Below are 14,943 nucleotides of genomic sequence, written 5' to 3' on the forward strand. Positions count from 1 at the left end.
TGAGCGTCGAACTCACCCTCGCCGGGGACGGTCCGGCCGCGGCCGGGCCGTCCTCCGGCGACCCGGTGCCGGGCGGGCCGATCCCCGGCGGACGGCAGTTCTGGCGCCGGCTGCGGGCCGAACGCGCCGCCCTGGCCGGCGGCGCCGTGGTGGCGCTGCTGGTGCTGGTGGCCGTGGCCGCACCGCTGCTGGCCGCCGTCGAGGGCCAGGACACCACCAGCTACCACGCCGCGCTGCTGGACTCCAAGGCCGGCGCGGTCCCGCTCGGCCACTTCGGCGGGGTGAGCGGCACGCACTGGCTCGGGGTCGAACCCGGCACCGGCCGCGACCTGTTCGCCCGGCTCGTCTACGGCGCGCGCACCTCGCTCGCCGTCGCGTTCGGCGCCACGATCCTGCAAGTCGTGATCGGCACGGCGTTCGGGCTGGCCGCCGGGCTCGGCAACCGGGCCGTGGACGGGCTGCTCAGCCGCGTCGCCGACATCTTCGTCACGCTGCCCGCGCTGGTCTTCGCCATCGCGCTGCTCGCGGTGGTGCCCGGCGGCTTCCCGCGCCCGCTGCTGCTCGCCCTGGTGCTCGGCCTGCTCGCCTGGGGCGGCGTCGCCAAGATCGTCCGCGCCCAGGTGCTCGCCCAGAAGTCCCTCGACTACGTGGCCGCGTCCCGGCTGGCCGGCTCCAGTGGCTGGCGCACCGCGCGCCGCGAACTGCTGCCCGCGCTGGTCGCCCCGGTGCTCACCTACGCGGCGATCCTGCTGCCGGGCAACATCGTCTCCGAGGCCGGCCTCTCCTTCCTCGGCATCGGCGTCAACCCGCCCACCGCGTCGTGGGGACAGATGCTCTCCACCGCCTCCACCTGGTACCAGGCCGACTCCGCGTACGTCCTGCTGCCCGCGCTGCTGCTGCTCGTCACGGTGCTCGCCTTCACGGTGTTCGCCGAGGGCGTGCGGGTCGCGCTCGACCCGCGCTCGCGCAGCCGGCTGCGGATCGGCACCCGCAAGGGGGGCGCGTCGTGATCCGCTTCGCCGGGCGGCGCCTGCTCCAGGCGGCCGCCGTGCTGCTGGTGCTGGCCGCCGTGCTCTACGCCGTGTTCTACCTCGCCCCGGGCGACGCCGCCCAACTCGCCTGCGGGCCGCGCTGCTCCACCGCCCAGGTCGCCCAGGTCCGCGCCCAGATGGGCCTCGACGACGCGGTGTACGTCCAGTTCTGGCACTTCCTGCAGGGGGTGTTCGCCGGCCACGACTACAGCACCGGCACGGGCACCCTGCACTGCCCGGCGCCGTGCCTGGGCCAGTCGTACCGCACCGGCGACCTGGTCAGCCACGTCGTCGCCGAGAAGCTGCCGGCCACCGCCTCGCTCGCGCTGGGCGCCATGGTGCTGTGGCTGGTCATCGGGGTGGGCACCGGCCTGCTGTCCGCGCTGCGCCGCGGCACCCTCGTGGAGCGGCTGCTCACCGGGTTCACCCTGCTGGGCACGGCCACACCGGTGTTCATCACCGGCATCCTGCTGCTTCTGGTCTGCTGCTCGTGGCTGCGCTGGCTGCCGTACCCGACGTATGTGCCGCTGACCTCCGACCCCGAGCAGTGGGCCTGGAACCTGCTGCTGCCGTGGCTCGCGCTGGCCCTGGTCGAGGCCGCCAAGTACGCCCGGCTGACCCGCAGTTCCATGCTGGAGACGCTCGCCGAGGACCACATCCGCACCTTCCGCGCGTACGGCGTGCCCGAGGGCGCGATCGTCCGCCGGCACGCGCTGCGCGGCGCGCTCGCCTCGGTGATCGCGCTGTCCGCGCTGGACCTGGGCACGATGTTCGGCGGCGCGCTGCTCACCGAGACGCTCTTCGGCGTCCCCGGGCTCGGCCAGCAGCTGGTGCAGTCCGTGCAGTTGAAGGACCTGCCGGTGGTGGTGGGAATCGTCCTGGTCATGGGCCTCGCGGTGGTGGTCGCCAACGCGGTCGCCGACGTGCTCTACGCCCTCACCGACCGAAGGGTGGTGCTGGCGTGACCGCCAACGCTCCGCTGTCCGCGTCCACGTCCGCGTCCACGTCCGCGCCGGAAGCCGGGACCGGGGCCGAGGTCGGTTCCCCCGGGCGTACGGACGCGCCGCTGGTCGAGGTCGCCGACCTGCGGATCGACTTCCGCACCGAGTCCGGGACGGTACGGGCCGTCGACGGGGTGGGCTTCACCCTGCGGCCCGGCGAGGCACTCGGTCTGGTCGGCGAGTCCGGCTCGGGCAAGTCCGCCACCGCGTACGCGCTGCTCGGGCTGCACCGCGGCACCGGCGCCGAGGTGAGCGGGACGGTCCGGGTGGCCGGCACCGACGTGCTCACCGCGCCCGAGGAGGAGTTGCGGCGGCTGCGCGGCGGCGTCGCCGCCGTCGTCTTCCAGGACCCGCTCAGCGCGCTCGATCCCTACCTCGCGGTCGGCGACCAGATCTCCGAGGTCTACCGGGTGCACCGCCGGGTCTCCCGCGCCGCCGGCCGCGCCCGGGCCGTGGAGGTGCTGGACCGGGTCGGCATCCCCGAGGCGGCCCGCCGGTCCCGGTCCCGGCCGCACGAGTTCAGCGGCGGGATGCGGCAGCGGGCGCTCATCGCCATGGCCCTGGCCTGCGAGCCGCGGCTGATCGTCGCCGACGAGCCGACCACCGCGCTCGACGTCACCGTGCAGGCGCAGGTCCTCGACCTGCTCCACGAGTTGCGCACCGGCTCCGACCTGGCGCTGCTGCTGGTCACCCATGACCTCGGCGTCGCCGCCGGCACGGTGGACCGGCTGCTGGTCCTCCAGCACGGCGCCGCAGTCGAATCCGGCCCCACCGGCGAGGTGCTGGCGAACCCCGGCCACGCCTACACGCGCGCGCTGCTGTCCGCGGTGCCCCGGCTCGCTCCGGTCGCCGCGGAAGCGGAACCGGCGGTGGAAGGGGCATCGGTGGCGGAAGCGGAACCGTCGCCGGAAGGGGTACCGGACCGGGAAAAGGGCTCCCCCGCACGCGAGTTGAGCGGCGCGGCCGTCGCCGACCCGCGGCAGGCCGGCGAGGTGCTGCTCGAAGCCGCCGGGCTGCGCAAGGAGTTCGGGCGCGGCCGGGGCCGGTTCGCCGCGGTGGACGGCGTGGACCTGGTGGTCCGGGAGGGCGAGACCCTCGGCGTCGTCGGGGAGAGCGGCAGCGGCAAGACCACGCTGGGGCGGATGCTGGTCCGGCTGCTTGACCCCACGCAAGGCGCCGTCCGCTACCGCGGCAAGGACATCGTGCGGCTCGGCGAGCGGCAACTGCGGCCGCTGCGGCGTGAGTTGCAGATGGTCTTCCAGGACCCGGTCTCCTCGCTGAACCCGCGCCGCAGCATCGGCGAGTCGATCGCCGACCCGCTGCGGGTGGCGGGCGACCTCACCGAGCAGCAGATCACCTCGCGGGTGGGCGAGTTGCTGGAGCGGGTCGGCCTCGAACCGTCCTGGTACCACCGCTACCCGCACGAGTTCAGCGGCGGCCAGCGCCAACGGGTCGGCATCGCCCGGGCGTTGGCGCCCCGCCCGCGTCTGGTGGTCTGCGACGAGCCGGTCTCCGCGCTGGACGTCAGCACGCAGGCCCAGGTCGTCGCCCTGCTCGGCGAACTCCAGCGGGACCTGGGGCTGTCGCTGGTCTTCGTCGCCCACGACCTCGCGGTGGTCCGCCAGGTCAGCGACCGCGTCGCGGTGATGCGGGCGGGCCGGGTGGTCGAGGAGGGCACCGCCGACGAGGTGTACGGCAACCCGCGCGACCCGTACACGCGGCGCCTGCTCGCCGCCGTGCCGGTGCTCGACCCGGCCCTGGCCAGGTCCCGCAGGCAGGCCCGCGCCGGCGCGGGTACGGAAACGGGTACGGGTACAGGTACGGAGGAGGGCTCGGTGGCGGACCCGGCAGCGGGCTCGCGGGAGGAACCGGCGGCGGACCCGGCCCGCCCGTAGCACCGGTACCACCCGCCGCGCCCCACCCGGGCGGGGCCGGGCCGGGCGGGGGTCAGGCCGCCGCGTCCTCCGCCCGGGTGTGGGCGACCAGCGCGTTGGCGTGGCCGTGCCCGAGCCCGTGCTCGGCCTTCAGCCAGTTGACCACTTCCATGTGCCCGGTCAGCGGCGAGGCACGGATCAGCTCCTTCCACTCCGCGATCGGGCGGCCGTACTTCTTCTCGATCGCGGGGAAGTAGCTCGCGGGGCCGTTCTGGCTGCCGGCGGTCATCTCGATCTCCTCGTGCGCTTCGGACGGTGCGGTCCGCCCGGGCCGTCTTCGGCCGCGGGAACGGAACCTTCGTACAAGTGGACCGCTCGCGCCGGCGAAACTCATCGGTCCGGCCGCGCGGGCCACTGCGGGTGACCGCGGGAAACTCAACCGCCCCACCGTCACCAATTGGTCTGGACCTATTGAAAACGGAGGGCGGCTCCCGGCAGTGTGGGGGCCGCGCGCGCCACCCCCTGCACCACACCCCTGGCCATTCGGCAGGCAACTCCGCCTGCCCGGAAAGGAGTTGTGATCCACATGCGCAAGAAGGTCCTCGCCCGCGCGGCCACGGTCGCCGCCACCGCGATCCTCGGCCTCGGCGTCGCCACCACGGCGGCGCAGGCGTCCCCGCCTCCCGGCAGCGGCTTCATGTTCATGGGCTACTTCCCGACCTACGACAGCTGTGTCGCCCAGGCCCAGGCCGACGCGCCCGTGCACGGCCCGGTCTACATCTGCGAGTACGGCACGAACGGCCTGTACCTGCTGTGGATGCACTGACCGGCCCGCGCGCCACCGGCACCGCCGCCCGCACCCGCACCCGCTGAACGCATCCGCGCCGCCCTCCTCGTACGGGGGCGGCGCGGGTCCGCGCGGCGGCGGGGGACGTACGGGCCCTGGACAGACGTACGGAGTTGGGTCACCCTTCAGCACCATGGACACCCCCCGCTCCGGGACCGCCACCGCGTCACCGCTGTCCGCGGCCGTCCACGCCGTCGCCGAGCGGACCGCGGAACTGCTCCGCGCGGGTGCGGACCCGGCCGCGCCGATTCCCGGCGCGCAGTGGACCGTTGGCGAGGCGGCCGCCCATCTGGCCCTGGCCAACGCGCTGATGGCCGACCTCGCCGCCGGCCGAGAGCGGCCGTACGGCGACGGGACCCCGGGCGGCCTGGCGGCGGCCAACTCCGCCTCCCTGCAAGCCTTCACGGAGCGGGACCCGTCCATCCTGGCGGACGCGATCGTGCGGCACACGAAGGCGTTCACCGACGCGACCGGGGCGCGGTCGGCGGACGAGCAGGTGCTCACCCCGATGGGCCCGATGGATCTGGGCACCCTCGGCTCGTATCTGCTGACCCACATGCTCGGCCACGGCTACGACATCGCGGTGGCGCTGCGCCGGCCGCACATGATCGACCGCGAACGGGTCGTGCTCACACTGCCGTTCCTGACCACGGCGATGCCCCGGGTGGTCGACCCGCGCTCCGCCACCGGCCACAACGCCTGCTACGCCCTGAGGTTGCGCGGCGGGCCCCGGCTCGCCGTGACGTTCACCGACGGCGCGGTGGCCGTGACGCGGGAGCCGCCGCGGCGCGCGGACTGCACGATCGTGGCCGAGCCGGTCACGTTCTTCCTGCTCGCGCTCGGCAGGCGTACCAGCATGGGCGCCCTCGCCCGCGGCAAGATCGCCGCCTGGGGTCGCAGGCCCTGGCTCGCGCCCGGTTTCGCCGCGCTCTTCACCGCGCCGTAGCCGGTGCAGTGGCCGGAACCGGATGCCGTGACCGGAGCCGGTGCCGGTGACCGGAGCGGCCCGGCGGGTCAGCCGTCCCGGGCGGCCTGCTGCCGCAGCCGCGCGGCCTCCTGCCGGACCCAGGGCAGGTCGTCGTACAGCGCCTGGCCCGGGCAGTCGGTCTGGTAGACGTCGCGGTGGCCGGAGATCACGTTCAGCTCCGCGGCCGTCCCCTTCCGGTAGAGGCTCGCGTTGTTGCTCGACACCAGGCGCACCCGGCCCAGCGGGTTGACCCCGGGGTCGAGCTTCCAGGCGGCTATCTCGGCGATCGCCTCCAGCATCGCGTGCGGCACCTTCTGCCCGCCCCCGAAGTTGCCGAGCGCCGCTATTCCGACGGTGTCGTTGTTGAAGCCCTCGGTGTGCGAGCCCCGCGGGTCGCGGTCGACGCTCCCGGTCCGGCCCTCGTAGATGCCGCCGCACCGGTCGACGATGAAGTTGTAGCCGAGGTCGTCCCAGCCCAGGGCGATATGGCGCTGTTCGAGGGCCAGCAACATCTTGGGGACGTCGGTCCTGCAGTCGTACGTGTTGGGGTTGTCCGTGTGGTGCACGAACACCGCCTTGACCGAGTGGTCGTAGACCAGCCCCGGCCGTACGTCCTTCTCGTCCGCGTGCCATCCCGCGCGCAGCACGACGTTCGGCCGCAGCGACACCGGGTGGATCGCGGCAGAGCCCTGCCGCGGCGCGTTCGCCGGGTGCTGCGGCGCCGAACAGGTCACGAGGAGGGCCAGTGCCGGTAGGTACCACGCCAGCTTGGGCCGGTGCAGCCGCATGCTGACCAGCCTCGGGTCATTCGGTCGCGCAGGACATCCGCGCGGGCCGTTCGGGTGAATTCCCGGGTGTCGGGGGCCGCGCTGTCGGCGCGCCTGGCCGCCTGGCCGGGCCCGCGGGGTTAGGGCGGCGCGGGTGGGCGGCACGCGGCGACGCGGGCGTACGGGCCGCCCGGCCGGCGTCAGGGGCCGGGCGCGTCGCGGGACGTCTCGTGCGGCGCGTCGCGGGACGCGCCCGGGCCGGGCGGGCGGGGCCGGACGCCGACCACCGCGGTGCTCGCCCGTCGCGCGCCGGTCGTGGCGAAGGCCGAGTACCGCGGCACCCACCGCAGCAGGGCGCCCGCCGCCGCGATGCCCACGGCGCCCATCACCGAGATGCCGGCCGCGAGGCTCCCGAGCGAGGCGGCCGCCGACACCACCAGCGGGCCGCCGGCGCTGCCGGAGTCCGCGCACAGCCGCCACACGCCCAGGAACTGCGAGCGGGTCTCCGGCGGTGCGACGTCCGCGCCCAGGGTCATCAGGATGCCGCTGCCGATCCCGTTGCCGAAGCCGATCAGCATCGCCACCACGGTCAGTTCGGTGAGGGTGTGGGTCAGCGGCAGGGCGGCCTGGGCGCCGCCCAGCACCAGCATGGAGGGCACCGCGATCCACAGCCGGCCGGCCCGGTCCATCACCTGGCCGGAGGGGTAGAAGGTCAGCGTGTCGATCAGCCCGGCGATGCCGAACACGACGCTGGTGGAGGACGGGCTCTGGCCCAGGTGCTCGGCCCACAGCGGCAGCACGGTCTGCCGGGTGGCCCGGACCGAGCCGACCAGCAGGACCGCGAGGCCGAGGGTGAGGAAGACCTTCCGGTGGTCGCGCAGCACCGCGCGCACCGGCACGGGCTTCTTGCCGCCGCCGGTGGCGGGTTCGGCGACGTCGGGCACGGTGAGCAGGACCACCACGGTGACGGCCGTGCACACCAGCGCCAGCCAGTAGATGTCGTGCACCGGGCGGCCGCCGGTCAGCACGGCCGCGCCGAGGAACGGCCCGACGAACGCGCCCACCCGCGACATCCCGCCGAGCGTCGACAGCGCCCGCGCCCGCAGCTGCGGGGGCACCGCCTCGGTCAGATAGGACTGCCGGGCCAGCATGATCACAGCGTTGGACGCCCCGGTGACGGTGACCGCCAGCGCCAGTTGCCAGACGTTCCGGGCCAGCGCGCACCCGCTGAGGGTGACCGCGGTGACGCCTGAGGCGACGAGCATCGCCTTGCGGTCGCCCAGCCGTGCCGCCAGCGCCCCGGCCGGCACGTCGCCGAGGATCTGCCCGACCCCCAGCAGCGCGAGCACGAGCCCCGCGGTGCCGACACCCGCGCCGAGCGCCCGGCCGCTGAGCGCCAGTACCGGCGCGAGCGCGCCCATCCCGGTCTCGAAGACCAGCACCGGCAGGAACACCGCCGGTATGAGGCTTCTCAGCGACACCGGCTGCGCGCTCACCTGCTGATTCCCACCCTCGTGCCGACTGCGTCCGGACCAGGGCCCCGCCACGGGTCGGCCGCGGCCCGTACCTCATTCAACAACAGCCCCCTCCCGCCCCAGGTGGCGGGCCCCGCACGGCACCTTGATCAGAGCGTGGCGACGCTGCCGTCCCGCCGGGGTCCCCGGCCCCGCCGGCGCGTCCTTCCCGACGGCGGCCACCACCGGCGGGCGACCCGGACGCGGTGCTCGGCACCGCGGGTGCGGGTTCGCCGGCCGACCTGGTCGCCCTCGCGGGCGGCCCGGACCGGGTCGTGACGATCGCCGACCCCACCGCACCCGACCACGGCGTACGGTTCTCCCGCACCGCGGGCCCCGGCGCCACCTCGCGGCCGGCCCACGCCGGTCTCGCGGTGGCGGTGGCACTGGCCGCCGAGGGCCGTTTCACGGTGCCGGCGCACGCGGTGTTCCCGCTCGCCGGCTGCGCGGCCGCCCACGAGTCGAGCGCTTGCCGTCTCAGCGCCCGATGTCACGGTGGCCTCCACGCCACGCTCGGGGAAATGGCCGCCGGGGCCGATGTCCAGGACCCGGTCGACGCCGCCGGGGGCCAGGGCGCGCACGTGGTCCGCGAGGCCGTCGCCGTACCCGGTGACCTCCGCGCCGAGTTCGCGCATCGCCGCGGCCCTGCACGCCCGCGGCAAGATCGTCGTGACCGTGCCCTGACCGCGGCCCCGTGCCGTGCCGGCCGCCCCGCCGTACCGCTCGTACCCGCCGTACCGTTGGCGTTCGGCGGCCGGGGCGTGGAACGGTGCCGGCCGGAGGTCGGGTGGGAGGAACCGGGAGTGACGGATCGGGATGGCGGCGGCTGCGAGCCGTGGCGGGACCTGCCGAGTGCCATTGTCGGAGAGGTCGTCGCGGACGAGCCGCTCAGCGGAGGGGCCGTGAACGACGTACGGCGGCTGACGCTCGCCGACGGCACCCGGGTCGTGCTCAAGAGCTCGGAGCAGGCCCCTCCCGACCTGTACGCGCAGGAGGCGGAGGGCCTGCGGGTGCTACGGGAGCAGGGTGGGCTGCGCACCCCGCGGGTGATCGAGGTGAGCGCCCGCCACCTCCTGCTGGAGGCACTGGAGCCGGCGCCCGCCGACGGGGACGCGTTCTGGGCGGAGGCGGGCCGCGCCGTCGCCCGGCTGCACGCCGTCCGGGGCGACCGCTTCGGGTGGCACGCCGAGGGATGGCTGGGCCTCCTCCCCCAGACGAACGCCTGGACCGACGACGGCCACGCGTTCTTCGCCGAGCACCGGGTGCTGCGCTACCTCCGCGAGCCGAAGGTGCGCGCCGCGCTCGACCCCGCCGACCTCGCGGGCCTGGAGCGGATCTGCGACCGCCTCCCCCGGCTGGTGCCCGGCGGACCCGCAGTGCTGAACCACGGTGACCTGTACCAGGGCAACGTGGTGGCCGCGTCCGACGGCGCCCCGGCCTTCATCGACCCCGCGGTGTGCTGGATGTGGGCGGAGTCCGAGCTCAGCATGATGTACTGCACCGGCCGGCCGCCGGAGTCCTTCTTCGCCGCCTACCACGAGGTCCTGCCGCTCTCGGACGGCTGGCAGGAGCGGATGCCGCTGCTGCACCTGCGCGAACTCATCAGCACGATCGCGCACTTCGGCGCGTGGGGCGACTGCGTGCCGCAGGTCAGGGACGTGATCCGGCGGTTCGGCTGAGCCCGTACGGCGGCACCGTCGTACCGCGCCAAGGGCATACGCCGGCCCGGGCGTTGGGCGCCCCGGGCGTACGGCGGCCCCGGGCGCCGGGCGGCCCGTACCCGTGGCCGCCTCCCGTACACACTGCCGTCACGAGACTGTCGCAGGCGGACCGGAATGCCCGGGCGCGCGGGGCTCGTTGGACACGGCATGACTGTGGGAGTGACACTCAGCGCGACCGGCACCGGCAACCAGATCGACGCCACCGTACGACTCGCCGAGGAGGCCGCGGCGGCCGGACTCCGGTCCGCCTGGTTCGGACAGACCTTCGGCGCCGACTCGCCCCAACTCGCGGCGATCGTCGGGCGGGAGGTGCCCGACCTCCAGGTGGGCACCTCCGCGATCCCCGTCTTCGGGCGGCACCCGCTGATCGTCTCCAGCCAGGCCCAGACCGCCCAGGCGGCCACGCACGGCCGCTACCACCTCGGGCTCGCGCTCGGCACCAAGCACCTGACCGAGGCGGGGTTCGGCATCCCCTTCGAGCGGCCCATCGCCCGGCTGCGCGAATTCCTCACCGCGCTACGGCAGTTGACCGAGACCGGCACCGCCGACTTCCACGGCGAGCTGCTCACCGCGGGCACCCCGGTCTCCGCGCGGGTGCCCGGTGCCGAGGGCGGCGTACCGCTGCTGGTGGCCGCGATGGGCCCGCAGGCGCTGCGGGCCAGCGGCGAACTGGCCGACGGAATCCTGCCGTACCTCGCCGGACCCAAGGCGCTGGCCGAGCACATCGTCCCCGCCGTCACCGCGGCGGCCGAGGCCGCGGGGCGCCCGGCACCGCGGATCGTGGCGCTCGTCTCCGGCGTCGTGACCGACGACGTGGACGCCGTGCGCGCGAAGGTCACCGAGAGCCTCGCGTTCTACGAGCAGATCCCGTCCTACGCGCGCGTCATCGAACTCTCCGGCGGCACGCGGGCGTCCGACGTGGCCGTGATCGGCGACGAGGAGGCGATCGCCGCCGAGGTGCGGCGCTACCGGGACGCCGGGGCGACCGAAGTGGTGTTCTCGGGCACGGACATCGCCGGGGAGGAGGCGCGTCGGCGCACCTGGGCGCTGCTGGGCGAGCTGGCGGCGGGCAGCGCCGGATAGCGCGCCGCCGGCACTGGCGCCGATGCCGATACCGACTCGGGCGCGGCGCTATCCGGCGGCCGGTGCCGGCGGCGCGGCGCGCACGAAGGGATGGGTGCAGGGAGCCGTCCACCGCGCGCTCTCGCGAGCCCACTCGCCCTCGCGGCGGAAGCCGCACTCGCCCAGGGTGCGGTCGAGGTCGGCCGCGGGGAAGTCGTCGCCGGGGCGCCGCGGGGTGACGGTGACCACGAGCGCGTCCACCTCGCCGCGGTCCGGATGGTCGTCCAGGCTCCGCACGTTCAGGTGCCAGTGCCCGTCGCCGCGCACCGCCTCCGCCCGGTACGGCGGCTCCCCGCTCGCCTCCCCCCGGACCTCGTCCTCCCTCCCGGGCTCCGCTGTCCGGGCCGTCGCCTTCTTCCCTGCCGCTCGGGTCTTCGGCACCGCTGCCTCCTCCGGGTCCCACCGTCCTGACCTCTGCCGCCTTCCCCCGACCGACGCGGGAATTCCCCTCCCCCGCACCGGAGTCGGGAGCCCGGGGCGGGTCCGGGCATAGGCTGCCCGGCGGACAGTGCCGGGTGCGAACGGGGAGGGTGTCATGGGGGAGCTCACGGGCAAGGCGGCCGTGGTGACGGGCGGTTCACGCGGAATCGGCCGGGCGATCGTGGAGCGGCTGGCCCGGGACGGGGCCGAGGTCGTGTTCACGTACGCGCGGAACGCCGAGGCCGCCGCGGAGGTCGAGCGGAGCGTCGCGGACGCGGGCGGCCGGGCGCACGGCATGCGGCTCGACCTGGGCGAAGCCGGCGCCGCGGAAAGGCTGATGGAGGACGCGGCGGACCGGCTCGGCGGCCTGGACATCCTCGTCAACAACGCCGCGATGAGCTTCGCACCGGCGCCGCTCGCCGACACCGAAGAGGCGCTCTTCGACGAGGTGATGGCGGTCAACGCCAAGTCCACGTTCCTGACCATGCGTTACGCGGCACGGCACATGCGCGACGGCGGGCGGGTGGTCAACATCTCGACGCTCAACACGGTCCGCCCCGCGCCGGGCAGCGCGCCGTACGCCGCGAGCAAGGGCGCGATCGAGCAGTTGACCTCGGTGGGCGCGAAGGAGTTGGGGGCGCGCGGCATCACTGTCAACACGGTCTCGCCCGGCGCGACGGACACGGATCTGCTGCGCGAGGCCAACCCGGGCGCGGACTTCGGCGCGGTGATCGGCATCACCCCGCTCGGCCGGCTCGGCCGACCCGCCGACATCGCCGACGTCGTGGCCTTCCTCGCCGGGCCGGACGGCCGCTGGCTCACCGGGCAGAACCTCCGCGCGACCGGCGGCCTCACCTGACACGAGGCGGGCGCGGGACGGCTCCGGTACCCGGGGCCGCGCCGCGCCCGCCTCGACGTCAGGTCCAGGGGCGGAGCTTGGCCGGGTTGCGGACCGCCCACACGTGCGTGACCCGGTCGTCCACGATGTCGAGCGCCAGCACCGCCACGGTGGCGCCTTCGTACTGGAGCAGCAGTCCGGGCCGGCCGTTGACCGTGCGTTCCAGGATGGTCAGGCCGTCCGCCTGACGTACGAGGCCGATGAAGTACTCCGCGACCGGCTCGCCGCCCCGCAGCGGCCGCGGCAGGGCCGCGACGACCCCGCCGCCGTCGCCGATCGCCGTGACGTCGGGGTCGAGCAGGCCGATCAGCGCCTCGACGTCCTTGGCCTCCCACGCCTCCTTGAACTCCCTGACGATCCGGGCGCGTCGGGCGTTCGGCGTGCCCGGGCCGCGCGACGCGCGGACACGGCGGCGGGCGGATGTGGCCAGTTGGCGGCAGGCGGCCGGCGTACGGCCGACGATCTCGGCCACTTCGGGGAAGGGGTAGCGGAAGACGTCGTGCAGGATGAACGCGACGCGCTCGGCCGGGGTCATCGCTTCGAGCACGACGAGGAACGCCATGTTGAGCGACTCGTCGAGGGTGACCCGGTCGGCCGGGTCCACCTCGGCGCCGCCGGTCCATCCGCTGACCCACTCCGTGCGGTCGGGCACCGGCTCCGGAATCCACTCGCCGACGTAGCGCTCCCGCCGGGCCCGCGCCGAGCCGAGCAGGTCCAGGCAGATCCGGCTGGCGACCTTCGCCAGCCAGCCACCGGTGGACTCGATCGCCGCCCGCTGCCGGGGCGCCATGGCGTACCAGCGGGCGTACGTCTCCTGCACGACGTCCTCGGCGTCGGCGAGCGAGCCGAGCAGCCGGTAGGCGAGGCTGATGAGCTGCCGCCGTTCGCTCATCACCGCGTCCAGGGCCCGGTCGGCGGCGAACGGTTCGGCCTGCTCGGCCCGGTCGGCGGCGAACGGTTCGGCCTGCTCGGCGGCGAACGGTTCGGCCTGATCCGGTCGGCCGGAGTGATCGGCCCGGCCGGGGCCGCTTCCACTGCCGCCGCCCGGCCCGGATTCGCTGCTCATGGTCCCGCCGACCTCCTCGATCGCGCCTGCTCCCCCGACTGCCCGCACTCATAAGACGACGCGGCACCCCGGACTGTGAGGTCCACCCGGCGGCCTCACAATCCGCGCGGCTGCTTCGTCGGAGTGGTCGGAAGCACACCGCATCACACGGGGGAGACCCGATGAACGCGTTCCTGTGGGTGGTCCAGGCGGTACTCGCCGCCTCGTTCGCCCTGTCCGGGCTGGTCAAGGCCACCCAGCCGAGGGACCGGCTGCTCGGCTGGTTTCCGTGGGCCGAGGACTTCTCCCCGCCGACCGTACGGTTCATCGGCGCGATGGGAGTGCTCGGCGCGGTCGGGCTGATCGCCCCGGCCGCGAGCGGCGTCGCCCCCGAACTGACCCCGGCCGCCGCGACCGGGCTGGCCGTCATGATGGCGCTGGCCGGCGCCACGCACGTCCGCCGCAAGGAGCCGCCCGGCGTGGCCGTGACCGCCGTCATCCTGCTGCTCGCCGCGCTCGTCGCCTGGGGCCGGTTCGGCCCGTACGCCTGGTGACCGGCCCCTCGCGGCCGGCGACGGCCCCCGACCGACAAGGAGGAAATCCGATGACCGACATCCCGATGACCGATGTCCTGACCATCGTCGACCGCTGCGCGATCGACGCGCTGCGCGGTGAGTTCACCGACGCGGGGACGACCGGCGACTACGACCGCTTCGCCGCGCTCTTCACCGCCGACGGGGTGTGGCGCATCCCCGACGGCCACATCGAGTTCACCGGCCGCGAGGCGATCCGCGCCGGGATCGAGCGGTTGCAGGCCAACTGGGAGTACTTCATCCAGAACGTGCACCCCGGCACGATCCGGATCGACGGCGACACCGCCACGGGCCGCTCCTACGTGTCGGAGCTCGGGCGGATGCGCGACGGCAGCTCCCACCTGAACCACTCGATCTACCACGACCGCTACCGGCGCACCCCGGACGGCTGGAGGTTCACGGAGCGCAGCTACGAGGTCCGGTACGTCGACTCGACCCCGCTCGCGGGCTCGTCGCCCCACGCGCCGGAACGGGACCACCGGGGGTGATACGGGGCCGCCCCGCCGCTCATGGGCGGGGCGGTCGCCGCCGCTCACCGCCCGACCCGATCATCCGACCGCCCGCCGGGCATCCGACCGCCCGCCGGGCAACGCCGGCCAACGCCGGGCACGGGAGCCCGAACGGGCCCCCGGGCAGGAGCGCGGGGTCACCCCGTCAGCAGGCCACCGGCGCGCCCGCGCCCGCCGTCCGCAACTGGTCGCGGTACTCCCGCGCCGTGACGATGAGCCCGTCGAGCGCCGCGCGGGTCCGCACGAGGTCGGCGATGTGCGCCGAGAGCCGGTCGCGCTCCTGCGCCATCCGCTCCAGCGCGACGTCGGAGTTCCGCTCGCTCGGGGCGTCCGCGCAGGGCAGCAGCTCCAGGATGGTGCGGCTGGACAGGCCCCCGGCGTAGAGCCGCTGGATGAACGCGACCCGCTCGACCTCGTGGTCCGTGTAGTGCCGCTGCCCGCTGGCGCTGCGGGTGCTGCTGAGCAGCCCCTGCTCCTCGTAGTAGCGCACCGACCGGACGCTGACGCCGGACCTTGCCGCGAGTTCCCCGATCCGCACCCTGTTCCTCCCGACCGCGTACCGCTGACCGTCGACCGCGTTGCCTCGTACCGTGTTCCGCCGCGCTCCGCCCCGCCTCACGCGTACCGCGGGTGT

General features: G+C 74.8%; 16 protein-coding genes and 1 pseudogene. 11 read left to right on the forward strand and 6 right to left on the reverse strand.

Features of this window, described 5'->3' with window-relative positions; translation table 11 throughout:
* Nucleotides 1-65 precede the first annotated feature (65 nt).
* The 3 genes from OG896_RS17730 to OG896_RS17740 all read left to right on the forward strand — a co-directional run bounded on the left by OG896_RS17730 (nucleotide 66) and on the right by OG896_RS17740 (nucleotide 3,927).
* The gene (locus OG896_RS17730) at nucleotides 66-1,010 is read left to right on the forward strand and encodes an ABC transporter permease (protein WP_329374091.1); all 945 of its coding nucleotides are present in this window, start codon (nucleotides 66-68) and stop codon (nucleotides 1,008-1,010) included.
* A complete protein-coding gene (locus tag OG896_RS17735) occupies nucleotides 1,007-1,996 on the forward strand; it encodes an ABC transporter permease (protein ID WP_329366602.1) in 990 nt (329 codons plus the stop codon). The genes OG896_RS17730 and OG896_RS17735 overlap by 4 nt, the downstream gene beginning before the upstream one ends.
* 101 nt (nucleotides 1,997-2,097) lie before the next feature.
* Nucleotides 2,098-3,927, forward strand: coding sequence for an ABC transporter ATP-binding protein (locus OG896_RS17740; protein ID WP_329374093.1), 1,830 nt, complete (start codon nucleotides 2,098-2,100; stop codon nucleotides 3,925-3,927).
* Nucleotides 3,928-3,979: 52 nt separating this feature from the next.
* Here OG896_RS17740 and OG896_RS17745 read toward each other — a convergent pair whose 3' ends face one another.
* On the reverse strand, nucleotides 3,980-4,195 hold the full coding sequence (locus tag OG896_RS17745; protein WP_329366604.1) for a DUF4287 domain-containing protein: 216 nt from the start codon (nucleotides 4,193-4,195) through the stop codon (nucleotides 3,980-3,982).
* 297 nt (nucleotides 4,196-4,492) lie between these two features.
* Here OG896_RS17745 and OG896_RS17750 point away from each other — a divergent pair, with 297 nt between their 5' ends.
* Both OG896_RS17750 and OG896_RS17755 read left to right on the forward strand, forming a co-directional pair.
* Nucleotides 4,493-4,732, forward strand: a complete 240-nt coding sequence (locus OG896_RS17750) for a hypothetical protein (RefSeq protein ID WP_328467098.1) — start codon at nucleotides 4,493-4,495, stop codon at nucleotides 4,730-4,732.
* Nucleotides 4,733-4,886: 154 nt separating this feature from the next.
* Nucleotides 4,887-5,699 (forward strand): maleylpyruvate isomerase family mycothiol-dependent enzyme, encoded by an 813-nt coding sequence (locus OG896_RS17755; RefSeq protein ID WP_329366608.1) that lies wholly within the window; start codon nucleotides 4,887-4,889, stop codon nucleotides 5,697-5,699.
* Nucleotides 5,700-5,767: 68 nt separating this feature from the next.
* On the opposite strand, the gene OG896_RS17760 is transcribed toward OG896_RS17755, so the two are convergent.
* Nucleotides 5,768-6,508, reverse strand: a complete 741-nt coding sequence (locus OG896_RS17760; protein WP_329366610.1) for an N-acetylmuramoyl-L-alanine amidase — start codon at nucleotides 6,506-6,508, stop codon at nucleotides 5,768-5,770.
* Nucleotides 6,509-6,687: 179 nt separating this feature from the next.
* Nucleotides 6,688-7,983, reverse strand: a complete 1,296-nt coding sequence (locus OG896_RS17765) for an MFS transporter (RefSeq protein WP_329366613.1) — start codon at nucleotides 7,981-7,983, stop codon at nucleotides 6,688-6,690.
* Between the two features lie 218 nt (nucleotides 7,984-8,201).
* Here OG896_RS17765 and OG896_RS40430 point away from each other — a divergent pair.
* The 3 genes and pseudogenes from OG896_RS40430 to OG896_RS17780 form a co-directional block, all read left to right on the forward strand.
* Nucleotides 8,202-8,471, forward strand: a pseudogene (locus OG896_RS40430) (NADP-dependent oxidoreductase); the annotation flags it as partial.
* A 51-nt stretch (nucleotides 8,472-8,522) separates the two neighbouring features.
* Complete coding sequence (locus OG896_RS17775; RefSeq protein ID WP_443057256.1) at nucleotides 8,523-9,680, forward strand: fructosamine kinase family protein; 1,158 nt, start codon at nucleotides 8,523-8,525, stop codon at nucleotides 9,678-9,680.
* A gap of 189 nt (nucleotides 9,681-9,869) precedes the next feature.
* Nucleotides 9,870-10,805 (forward strand): TIGR03564 family F420-dependent LLM class oxidoreductase, encoded by a 936-nt coding sequence (locus OG896_RS17780; protein ID WP_329366617.1) that lies wholly within the window; start codon nucleotides 9,870-9,872, stop codon nucleotides 10,803-10,805.
* 48 nt (nucleotides 10,806-10,853) lie between these two features.
* On the opposite strand, the gene OG896_RS17785 is transcribed toward OG896_RS17780, so the two are convergent.
* Nucleotides 10,854-11,225 carry a hypothetical protein gene (locus OG896_RS17785; RefSeq protein WP_329366620.1) on the reverse strand — a complete coding sequence of 124 codons (372 nt, stop codon included), beginning with the start codon at nucleotides 11,223-11,225 and terminating at the stop codon, nucleotides 10,854-10,856.
* A 154-nt stretch (nucleotides 11,226-11,379) separates the two neighbouring features.
* Between OG896_RS17785 and OG896_RS17790 the strand changes: the two genes are divergently transcribed.
* Entirely contained in the window at nucleotides 11,380-12,123 is a 744-nt protein-coding gene (locus OG896_RS17790) for an SDR family NAD(P)-dependent oxidoreductase (RefSeq protein WP_329366622.1), read from the forward strand.
* A 58-nt stretch (nucleotides 12,124-12,181) separates the two neighbouring features.
* Here the strand turns inward: OG896_RS17790 and sigJ are convergent, their stop codons facing one another.
* Nucleotides 12,182-13,054 (reverse strand): RNA polymerase sigma factor SigJ, encoded by an 873-nt coding sequence (gene sigJ, locus OG896_RS17795; protein WP_329374095.1) that lies wholly within the window; start codon nucleotides 13,052-13,054, stop codon nucleotides 12,182-12,184.
* A gap of 335 nt (nucleotides 13,055-13,389) precedes the next feature.
* Between sigJ and OG896_RS17800 the strand changes: the two genes are divergently transcribed.
* Nucleotides 13,390-13,761, forward strand: a complete 372-nt coding sequence (locus OG896_RS17800) for a DoxX family protein (RefSeq protein ID WP_329366624.1) — start codon at nucleotides 13,390-13,392, stop codon at nucleotides 13,759-13,761.
* Between the two features lie 50 nt (nucleotides 13,762-13,811).
* Nucleotides 13,812-14,288 carry a nuclear transport factor 2 family protein gene (locus tag OG896_RS17805; protein WP_329366626.1) on the forward strand — a complete coding sequence of 159 codons (477 nt, stop codon included), beginning with the start codon at nucleotides 13,812-13,814 and terminating at the stop codon, nucleotides 14,286-14,288.
* Between the two features lie 166 nt (nucleotides 14,289-14,454).
* On the opposite strand, the gene OG896_RS17810 is transcribed toward OG896_RS17805, so the two are convergent.
* On the reverse strand, nucleotides 14,455-14,847 hold the full coding sequence (locus OG896_RS17810; RefSeq protein WP_328467075.1) for a MerR family transcriptional regulator: 393 nt from the start codon (nucleotides 14,845-14,847) through the stop codon (nucleotides 14,455-14,457).
* Between the last annotated feature and the right edge of the window lie 96 nt (nucleotides 14,848-14,943).

This window comes from Streptomyces sp. NBC_00669 (assembly GCF_036226785.1).
Classification (GTDB): Bacteria; Actinomycetota; Actinomycetes; order Streptomycetales; family Streptomycetaceae; genus Actinacidiphila.

Coding starts and splice junctions, on each gene's coding strand:
- OG896_RS17745 (WP_329366604.1), bottom strand. CDS start 4,195: ATGACCGCCGGCAGCCAGAACGGCCCCGCGAGCTACTTCCCCGCGATC.
- OG896_RS17750 (WP_328467098.1), top strand. CDS start 4,493: ATGCGCAAGAAGGTCCTCGCCCGCGCGGCCACGGTCGCCGCCACCGCG.
- OG896_RS17755 (WP_329366608.1), top strand. CDS start 4,887: ATGGACACCCCCCGCTCCGGGACCGCCACCGCGTCACCGCTGTCCGCG.
- OG896_RS17760 (WP_329366610.1), bottom strand. CDS start 6,508: ATGCGGCTGCACCGGCCCAAGCTGGCGTGGTACCTACCGGCACTGGCC.
- OG896_RS17775 (WP_443057256.1), top strand. CDS start 8,523: ATGGCCGCCGGGGCCGATGTCCAGGACCCGGTCGACGCCGCCGGGGGC.
- OG896_RS17780 (WP_329366617.1), top strand. CDS start 9,870: ATGACTGTGGGAGTGACACTCAGCGCGACCGGCACCGGCAACCAGATC.
- OG896_RS17790 (WP_329366622.1), top strand. CDS start 11,380: ATGGGGGAGCTCACGGGCAAGGCGGCCGTGGTGACGGGCGGTTCACGC.
- sigJ (WP_329374095.1), bottom strand. CDS start 13,054: ATGAGCGAACGGCGGCAGCTCATCAGCCTCGCCTACCGGCTGCTCGGC.
- OG896_RS17800 (WP_329366624.1), top strand. CDS start 13,390: ATGAACGCGTTCCTGTGGGTGGTCCAGGCGGTACTCGCCGCCTCGTTC.
- OG896_RS17805 (WP_329366626.1), top strand. CDS start 13,812: ATGACCGACATCCCGATGACCGATGTCCTGACCATCGTCGACCGCTGC.